The following is a 3,268-nucleotide window of genomic DNA, read 5'->3' on the forward strand; positions in this document are numbered from 1 at the left end:
CCACCGACGCTACTGTCAAACACATCGACGCCCGATGCCATCGCCGCATAAGTGTTGGCCAGCGCAGTATGGCGGGTCTCGTGAAGGTGCGCCCTCAACTGCAGGTCGGTTTCCTCGCGCAGCTTGGCGAAAGTCTCGCCCACCTGCCACGGCACGGCGCAGCCGATCGTATCCGCCAACGCCACCTCCGCCAGGTTCGCGCGACCAATTGCACTGCGGACGACGTCGAGGGTCTGTTCGATCGGGACGTCACCCTGATAGGGGCAGCCAAAAGCGACAGCCGCTGTGACACTGAGCGGAATGGATGCCGAGGCAGCGATGTCCGAAACTTCCTCCAGAGCCGCGAGCGCTGCGGAAACAGTGGTGTTCTGGTTGGCTGTGGCGAACGCATCGGTCACCGGGAGCACATAGTTCATCTCGTCCACCCCGGCGTCGACAGCGCGTACGGCACCCCTGGTGTTCAGTACCAGGCCGATATAGCTCACGACGTCGGTGCGCGGCACCGCCGCCATCACGGCGTCGGCATCGGCCATTTGGGGAACCGCTTTGGGATTCACAAAGCTGACGGCTTCGATCCGCTGAGCACCCATCTGGATCAGCTCTTTGATGAGCCGGACCTTGTCCTCGGTACTCACAGGGGTCTTCTCGTTCTGCAAGCCGTCGCGCGGGCTAACGTCCACGATCGAGACCGGCCTGGTTCCATTGGCAAAAGCCATCAGATTGCTCCTTCGCTTCGCGCCTTCTGCAACTCTTCCTCGGTGAGGTTCAGGAGGCCCTGGTACACATCGGCGTTGTGGGATCCATGCACCAGCGGCCCGTTCCAGCCAATCCGGCCGGCAGAGCGCGTGAGCTTGGGGACGATTCCCGGCTGGACCACGGTGCCCAGCTCGTCGTCAGCCACTTCCACGAGCATGTCCCGTGCTTTGAGCTGCGGGTCCTCGAAGATATCTTCAACGGTGCTCACCGTGCTGTTCGGAACACCGTGTTCATCGAGCAGGCGAACCAGCTCGCCGGCGGAGTAGTGGACCGCCCAGTCGGCGATGATGCCTTCAAGCTCCTCTTGGTTGCGACCCCGCTGCGCATGATCGCGATATTTCGGGTCCGCCGCGAGGCCGGGCATGCCCATCGCTGTGGCCAGGCGCACGAAGACCGAGTCCTGATTGGCCGCTATGACCACCCACTTGCCATCGCTGGAACGGAAGATGTTCGACGGCGCTATCCCCTTGAGCCCCGAGCCGCTGGGTCCGGGGACAATACCGGTCGCGGCGTAGTCGGGCACGGTGCTCTCCAGCAGTGAGAAGCACGCCTCAACGAGCGACACATCGACCACCTGTCCGGTCCCCCCGCGGGCATCCCTCCAGTACAGTGCCAGCAGGATCCCCTGCAGGGCATACAGCGAACCAAGGCTGTCTCCCAGGGAGATACCGGTGCGGGGAGGCGGCTGATCGGGGTAGCCGTTCAGGTGTCGCAAACCGCTGCGTGCCTCGGCGACGGAGGCATAACCCGGTTTTGACGCTTCCGGACCGGTCTGCCCGTAGCCGGAGACCCGCGCAATGATGAGGCCGGGATTGATCTTCCACAGCTCTTCAGGGCCGAAGCCAAGCTTCTCCATGGTGCCCGGGCGGAAGTTCTCGAGAATGACGTCGGCTTCCTTGCAGAGCTCAAGAAAAAGTTCCCGGCCGCGTGGGGCTTTCAGGTCCATCGTGACGCACTTTTTGCCGCGGGACTGGACCGACCACCACAGAGGGCGGTCGTTGACCCGCGCCCGGCCCCATTCGCGCATGGGATCCGGCCGGTTCGGGGATTCGACCTTGATGACTTCGGCACCGAAGTCCGCCATCTGCCGTCCCGCGAACGGGCCGGCGATAAGAGATCCCAGTTCGAGGACGCGCACGCCGGACAGCGGACCGGCGCCATCGCCTGAGGCTTCTGTCCTGGTTGCGTTGCCTGATTGCGTTTCTTCAGCGTTCCCGTGGCCGTTCTCGTCCGCGGCGTCCTTGCCACGGTTCACTTTGCCGGTTTCGAAAACCTTCATCAATCTCAACTCCTGATTCCTGACGGCGGACCCAGCAGGCGCCGTACACACCTATCGAGGTCGAAGAGCTCCCCGTCGTACAGGAACCAGTATGCACTCGCGGATTCATATTGTGAACCTCAAATCACGATATGGGTACCGCTTCGGAGGGAAGACTCCCTCCGATCAACCGCGTCGCCTCAGCAGCCGCAGCAACCACGGGCTCTATCCAGGAAGCGCACACGTCGTAGGGCATCCTCATGGTCGGCCCCATCACGGTGAGCGCACCGTAGAGCTCAGCCTGCGGGCCGAAGATCGGAGCGGACAACCCGCTGGCCCCGGAAACCCGCTCTCCGATGGTGATGGCAAAACCGTCTGCACGGGTCTTCGCGACGGCAGCATCAAGGCTTGCTGCGTCCGTGATGGTCTGGTCGGTCATCGACTGGAGCCCTGACCCGTAGACCCTCTCCGCCAGGTCGGGATTCCAGGCGAGCAACACCCGGCCCGCCGAACCGGCATGGAGCGGCATGATATGGCCAACGTCGACCGCCCTTCGAAGAACCCGCCGGGTCTCAGCCAAGGCGACACACACCCTGCTCCCTTGCGATTCCCTGAAGATGCAGACCGTTTCACCCAGCTCATCCCGCAACCGCCGCACCAGGGGAGTCAGCAATTCCAGGAAGTCGAGGCCCTGCCGGGCGGGCGCTGCCCAGTGGGTCATACGTATTCCGATCCTGAACTGGTCATCACGTCGGTCGAGCATTCCCTCCTGCACCATATTGGTCACCAGGCGCTGCACGGTAGAGTGCGGCAGCCCGGTCTCCGCTCGTATCTCGGCAAGGCTCATCTCAGGCCGCACCAGCGAGAAGGCATCCAGGATGGACGTGATCTTCTTCAGCACCAGCAACGGGGCGGCGGCATTTTCGGTAGGGCTCATGACTCGATCCTAGGTTCCTTCTTCTCTCAGGACGGGGCGCCCGACTGTTTGTAAACCGCTTGTAGTGTGACGAAGCTTACTGCTAGCATGGCGCTCACTATATGATAATCAACTCACAATGTGGTTAGCGGGAGAATAGCAATGACGCAGCCCTCACAGCCTGAATCTTCGAAGTATGCGGTTGAACTCAACGCATGCACCAAGGAGTTTTCAACTCCCGGCGGTGGATCGTACTTCGCTGTCCGGGACATCGACCTCAAGGTTGAGCCGGGACGGTTCGTTTCCATCGTTGGGCCGACGGGATCGGGTAAGTCCAC

General features: G+C 62.3%; 3 protein-coding genes. All 3 read right to left on the bottom strand.

What is annotated here, in order from left to right; all coding sequences use genetic code 11:
- Positions 1-716 (bottom strand): hydroxymethylglutaryl-CoA lyase (locus RIN13_RS20370; RefSeq protein ID WP_309109132.1); only part of this gene is annotated, 716 nt, incomplete at its 3' end.
- On the bottom strand, positions 716-2,035 hold the full coding sequence (locus RIN13_RS20375; protein ID WP_309109133.1) for a CaiB/BaiF CoA-transferase family protein: 1,320 nt from the start codon (positions 2,033-2,035) through the stop codon (positions 716-718). The genes RIN13_RS20370 and RIN13_RS20375, both read right to left, overlap by 1 nt.
- 124 nt (positions 2,036-2,159) lie before the next feature.
- Complete coding sequence (locus RIN13_RS20380; RefSeq protein ID WP_309109134.1) at positions 2,160-2,951, bottom strand: IclR family transcriptional regulator; 792 nt, start codon at positions 2,949-2,951, stop codon at positions 2,160-2,162.
- Positions 2,952-3,268 lie beyond the last annotated feature (317 nt).

The sequence above is a fragment of the Arthrobacter sp. genome (genome assembly GCF_031179985.1).
Lineage (GTDB): Bacteria > Actinomycetota > Actinomycetes > Actinomycetales > Micrococcaceae > Arthrobacter.

Bases quoted from the DNA above. Each gene is read 5' to 3' on its own strand.
- RIN13_RS20375 (WP_309109133.1), bottom strand. From the start codon at position 2,035: ATGAAGGTTTTCGAAACCGGCAAAGTGAACCGTGGCAAGGACGCCGCG.
- RIN13_RS20380 (WP_309109134.1), bottom strand. From the start codon at position 2,951: ATGAGCCCTACCGAAAATGCCGCCGCCCCGTTGCTGGTGCTGAAGAAG.